Genomic DNA, 5224 nt, shown 5'->3' with positions numbered 1-5224 from the left:
TGCCGGTCGGCGTCGATTATGCCGAAACTGCCATGTTCGAGGCGCTGAAGGCGGCTGGCATCAATGTCGTCGACGGCCAGCAGATCATGCTGTCAGCCCGCGAGATCAAGAACTGGGACGAGATCCAGCTTCTGACGCAGGCCGCCAGCATGGTCGATGGCGTCTACCACATGATTTACGAGGAGCTGAAACCGGGCGTGCGCGAGAACGAGATCGTCGCTCTGTCCAACAAGATGCTCTATGAAATGGGTTCCGACGATGTCGAGGCGATCAACGCCATTTCCGGCGAGCGCTGCAATCCTCATCCGCACAATTTCACCGACAGGCTTTTCCGGCCCGGCGACCAGGCCTTCTTCGATATCCTGCAGAGCTATCAGGGTTATCGCACCTGCTACTACCGCACCTTCAATATCGGCCGCTCGACGCCCGCCCAGGTCGACGCCTATGTGAAGGCGCGCGAATGGATCGATGCCTCGATCGCGCTGATCAAGCCGGGCGTGACCACCGATGTCGTGGCCAAGGCCTGGCCCAAGGCAGAGGAATTCGGTTTTCCGGACGAACTCTCCGCCTTCGGCCTGCAGTTCGGCCACGGCCTTGGTCTTGCGCTGCACGAACGCCCGATCATCTCGCGGGCCGTCTCGCTCGATAATCCGATGGAAATCCAGACCGGCATGGTGTTCGCGCTGGAAACCTATTGCCCTGCCGCCGATGGCTTTTCCGCTGCCCGCATCGAGGAGGAGGTCGTCGTCACCGACAAGGGGTGCGAGGTCATCTCGCTGTTTCCGGCAGAGGAACTGCCGATTGCCAACCGGTATTGAGGCGGGAAACGTCATGAGCGCTTCAGACAACAAGCATAATCGCGAGGACTATCTGCGCATGTACCGGCAGATGGTTCGCATCCGCACCTTCGAGGATAATGCCAACCAGCTCTACCTCTCGGCCAAGATGCCGGGTCTGACGCATATGTATTCCGGCGAGGAGGCGGTCGCGGTCGGCATCTGCGAGGCGCTGACCGACAGCGACCGGATCACCTCCACCCATCGCGGCCACGGCCATTGCGTGGCCAAGGGGGCGGAGTTTCAGGCGATGTTCTGCGAACTCCTCGGCAAGGAGGAGGGCTATTGCCGGGGCAAGGGCGGGTCGATGCATATCGCCGACCAGAGCCACGGCAATCTCGGCGCCAACGCCATCGTCGGCGGCTCGATGGGCATTGCCACCGGCTCCGCGCTGCGCGCGAAAATGCAGAAATCCGACGATGTGACGGTCTGCTTTTTCGGCGACGGGGCAACCGCGCAGGGGCTCCTCTACGAGGTCATGAACATGGCAGCGCTTTGGAACCTGCCGGTGATCTATGCCTGCGAGAACAACGGCTATTCCGAATATACGGCGACGGCCGAGATCGCCGCCGGTTCGATCACCGACCGGGCGCGGGCCTTCGGCATCCAGGCTTTCGAGGTCGACGGGCAGGATGTGCTGGCGGTCAATGAACTGACGCGCGACCTGGTGCAGCGTTGCCGGCGCGGCGAGGGGCCGTTCTTCATCGAGCTTCAGACCTATCGCTATCACGGCCACCATGTCGGCGACATCAACCGCGAATATTACCGATCCAAGGCCGAGGAGAAGGAATGGAAGGAAAACCGCGACCCGATCGAGAAGTTTTCCAAATGGCTGACCGGCGAAGGGATTGCCTCGAACGACGAGCTTGAGGCCCTGAAGGCCGAGATTCGCGACGATGCGGCCGCCGCCGTCGACTATGCGCTGAAGGCAAAATATCCGGACACGCATGAAGTCGACATGCACGTTTTTGCGGACTGAGGAGGACATTCCATGCGAAAGATCACGCTATCCCAGGCCGTGAACGAGGCGTTGGCCGAAGAACTGCGCCGTGACCCCACGACCTTCATCATTGGCGAGGATGTCGCCGAGGCCGGAACGCCGTTCAAGGTGTTGTCCGGCCTGGTGGAGGAATTCGGGACCGAGCGCGTCATCGACACGCCGATCGCGGAGCCCGGCTTCATGGGCCTTGCCGTCGGCGCGGCGATGACCGGCGCGCGCCCCATCGTCGATCTGATGTTCGGCGACTTCCTGTTCCTGATCATGGACCAGCTCTGCAACCAGGCGGCCAAGATCCATTACATGTCCGGCGGCAAGCTCAACGTGCCGCTGGTGGTGCGCACCAATCTGGGGGCGACGCGGCGTTCTGCCGCGCAGCACTCCCAGTCGCTGCACGCGCTTGTTGCCCATATTCCGGGCCTGAAGGTGGCTCTTCCCTCGTCGGCCTATGAGGCCAAGGGGCTGATGAAGACAGCGATCCGCGACAATAATCCGGTCGTCATCTTTGAAGACAAGCTGATGTATAACGACAAGGCGGAAGTGCCCGAGGAGGAATATCTGATCCCCTTTGGCGAGGCCGCGATCCTGCGCGAAGGCCAGGATATCACGCTTGTCGCGACGTCCTCCATGGTGCAGGTGGCGCTGGCTGCGGCCGACCTCCTGGCAAAGGAAGGCATTTCGGCGGAAGTTATCGATCCGCGCACCATCGTGCCGCTGGACGAGGAAACCATCCTCAAATCGGTCAAAAAGACATCGCGCGCCATGGTGATCGACGAGGGGCACCAGAGCTATGGCATCACCGGCGAGATCGCCAGTCGCATCGCGGAAAAGGCCTTCTATCACCTCGATGCGCCGGTCTTGCGCATGGGGGCGATGGATGTGCCGGTGCCGTTCTCGCCGGCGCTTGAGGATATCACCGTGCCGACGCCGGAGCGGGTGGCGGAGAAGGCGCTGCTCTCGGTCCGAGGGGAGCTTTTCCATGCCGCATGATGTGATAATGCCCGCGCTCGGCATGGCGCAGGATACCGGCAAGATCGTCCGGTGGCTGAAGAAGAGCGGCGAGCCCGTTTCTTCCGGCGAGGCGATCATGGAGGTCGAAACCGACAAGGCGGTGATGGAGGTCGAGGCGGCTGCCGATGGCTTTCTGAGCGCCGTTTCGGCGGGTGACGGTGACGATGTGCCGGTCGGTTCCGTCGTGGCCGTGATCGTTGAGAGTGCCGACGACGTTCAGGAGGCCATGTCCGGCGAAGCGCCTGAAGCGAACGCAAAGGAGGACGCCGGAAAGGCCGGAGAGGAAACTCTGCCGGAGGGCGCGGAAATCATCATGCCCGCGCTCGGCATGGCGCAGGATACCGGGCTGATCGTCAACTGGTGCAGGGAACCGGGCGACAAGGTCTCCGCAAGCGATATCCTGTTGGAGGTCGAGACCGACAAATCGGTGATGGAGGTCGAGGCCGGCCATGACGGCTATGTCGCCGCCATTCTGGCCGATGCCGATGAGGCCGTACCCGTCGGCTCGGTGATCGCCGTGATTTCGGCGGAAAAGCCGGAAAGGCCGGTGCGTCGCTCCGGCGGCACGAAGGTCGCGGCTTCAGGGCCGGAAGCGGCTTCCGAAGAAGCGCCGGTTTCCGAGCCAGTGAAAAAATCCGCGCAAAAGCCAGTCGCTCCGGTCGAAGGTCGCATCCTCGCCTCGCCGAAAGCGCGGCGGCTTGCGCAGGAGCAGGGCCTTGATCTGGCGCGGCTTGCCGAGGAGGGCGTGGCCCAGCCCTATCATGTGTCCGACCTTGAAATCTTGCGCGGACTGGGCGCGCGGGCAAGCGCCCCGTCGGCGGCTGCCCCGGCACGTGTGCCGCTGCATATCGAGGCTCGGGTTCCGGCTTCCGGCTTTACGGCCCTGCTGGACTGGCTGCGAAAAGAGACAAATGATGCGCCGTCGTCGTCCCGGATCTGGCTCGGCTTCGCCTCTGCCGCCCTGCGCAGCGCCGACGCGAGGGACAGGATCATTGCCGGCATCGAGACTCCAGGCGCCGGCGTCGCGCGCTTTGCCAATGCGGACCGCAAGCGCCTTGGAGCGACACTTGAGGAAGCCGAAGACGGTGACGCGGATATCATTCTGCGTAACCTGACGGGCTCTGCGGTGATCCGCGCGACGGCCCGGGCCGAAACAGCGCCGGTTCTGACCATCGGTCGTGACCGCGACGATTTCATCATCGGGTTCGACTACCACGACAGCCAGCTGGACGAGGCGGCGGCCCTTGCCTTCGTGACCGGATTTGCCGGTCGTCTCGAGGAGCCGCTGCGGCACCTTCTTTGATTATTGGAGCCATGTGATGGATCTTACCAATCTCTATATCGACGGAAACTGGCGCGAGGCCGCAAGCGGCGAGCGCTTCGACGTCATCAACCCGGCCACCGAGGAGGTCCTTGCCTCCGTCGCCTCCGCCGACACCGCTGATGCCGATATGGCCCTTGATGCCGCCGAAAGGGCGATGGCCGAATGGCAGGCAAAAACGCCGCGCGAGCGATCCGAAATCCTGCGCAAGGCGTGGGAGTTGATGACCGCGCGACTGGACGATTTCGCCCGCCTCATCACGCTGGAAAACGGCAAGGCGCGGGCAGATGCCATGGGCGAGGCGACCTATGCGGCCGAGTTCTTCCGCTGGTTCGCCGAAGAGGCGGTCCGCGCCGACGGGCTGATCACCCATGCGCCGGCATCCGGCGCGCGCATCGTCGTGCAGCACAAGCCGGCCGGTATCTCGGTTCTGGTGACGCCGTGGAACTATCCGGCGGCCATGGGCACGCGCAAGATCGCGCCGGCGCTGGCCGCCGGTTGCGCGGTGATCATCAAGCCGGCGACGGAAACGCCGCTGACCATGCTGGCGCTGATGCCGCTTCTGGAGGAAGCGGGCGTGCCGAAGGGGCTCGTCAACGTCCTGCCGTCGAAACATTCCGGCCGGATTGTCGATCATATGCTGCATGATCCGCGCGTGCGCGTCGTCTCCTTTACCGGCTCCACCGGCGTCGGGCGCAGCTTGCTCAAATCGGCCGCCGATCAGGTGGTCAAGCCGGCGATGGAGCTCGGCGGAAACGCGCCGCTGATCGTGTTCGAGGATGCCGATCTCGACAAGGCGGTCGCGGGCGCCATGCTGGCGAAGATGCGCAATCTCGGCGAGGCCTGCACGGCGGCGAACCGGTTTTACATTCATGAAAAGGTCAGCGCGGAGTTCACGGAAAAATTCACCGCCGCCATGGCCGCGCTGAAACTCGGCAACGGCCTGGAGGATGGCATCGATGTCGGGCCGCTGGTCAACGCATCGACCCGCGACAAGGTCGCGGGCTTCGTCGAGGATGCCGTCGCGAAGGGCGCGAAACTCGAGCTTGGCGGCACGCG

5 protein-coding genes are annotated in these 5224 nt (G+C 63.5%); all 5 read left to right on the top strand.

The genetic code is table 11. The annotated features are described in order from the left end of the window. Window positions 1-818 (top strand): M24 family metallopeptidase (locus AC5DC2_RS18975; protein ID WP_491699598.1); only part of this gene is annotated, 818 nt, incomplete at its 5' end. A gap of 13 nt (window positions 819-831) precedes the next feature. After that, complete coding sequence (locus AC5DC2_RS18970) at window positions 832-1815, top strand: thiamine pyrophosphate-dependent dehydrogenase E1 component subunit alpha (protein ID WP_491699597.1); 984 nt, start codon at window positions 832-834, stop codon at window positions 1813-1815. Window positions 1816-1827: 12 nt separating this feature from the next. Further along, on the top strand, window positions 1828-2823 hold the full coding sequence (locus AC5DC2_RS18965; RefSeq protein WP_491699596.1) for an alpha-ketoacid dehydrogenase subunit beta: 996 nt from the start codon (window positions 1828-1830) through the stop codon (window positions 2821-2823). Continuing rightward, window positions 2813-4147 (top strand): biotin/lipoyl-containing protein, encoded by a 1335-nt coding sequence (locus AC5DC2_RS18960; RefSeq protein WP_491699595.1) that lies wholly within the window; start codon window positions 2813-2815, stop codon window positions 4145-4147. The genes AC5DC2_RS18965 and AC5DC2_RS18960 overlap by 11 nt, the downstream gene beginning before the upstream one ends. A 16-nt stretch (window positions 4148-4163) precedes the next feature. Next, window positions 4164-5224: aldehyde dehydrogenase family protein (locus AC5DC2_RS18955; protein ID WP_491699594.1), on the top strand; the 1061-nt coding region annotated here is incomplete at its 3' end.

This window comes from Martelella sp. (assembly GCF_984369615.1).
The sequence above is the reverse complement of the archived record's forward strand: the minus strand, read 5'-3'. Positions and strand labels throughout refer to the sequence as shown.

Bases quoted from the DNA above. Each gene is read 5' to 3' on its own strand.
- AC5DC2_RS18970 (WP_491699597.1), top strand. From the start codon at position 832: ATGAGCGCTTCAGACAACAAGCATAATCGCGAGGACTATCTGCGCATG.
- AC5DC2_RS18965 (WP_491699596.1), top strand. From the start codon at position 1,828: ATGCGAAAGATCACGCTATCCCAGGCCGTGAACGAGGCGTTGGCCGAA.
- AC5DC2_RS18960 (WP_491699595.1), top strand. From the start codon at position 2,813: ATGCCGCATGATGTGATAATGCCCGCGCTCGGCATGGCGCAGGATACC.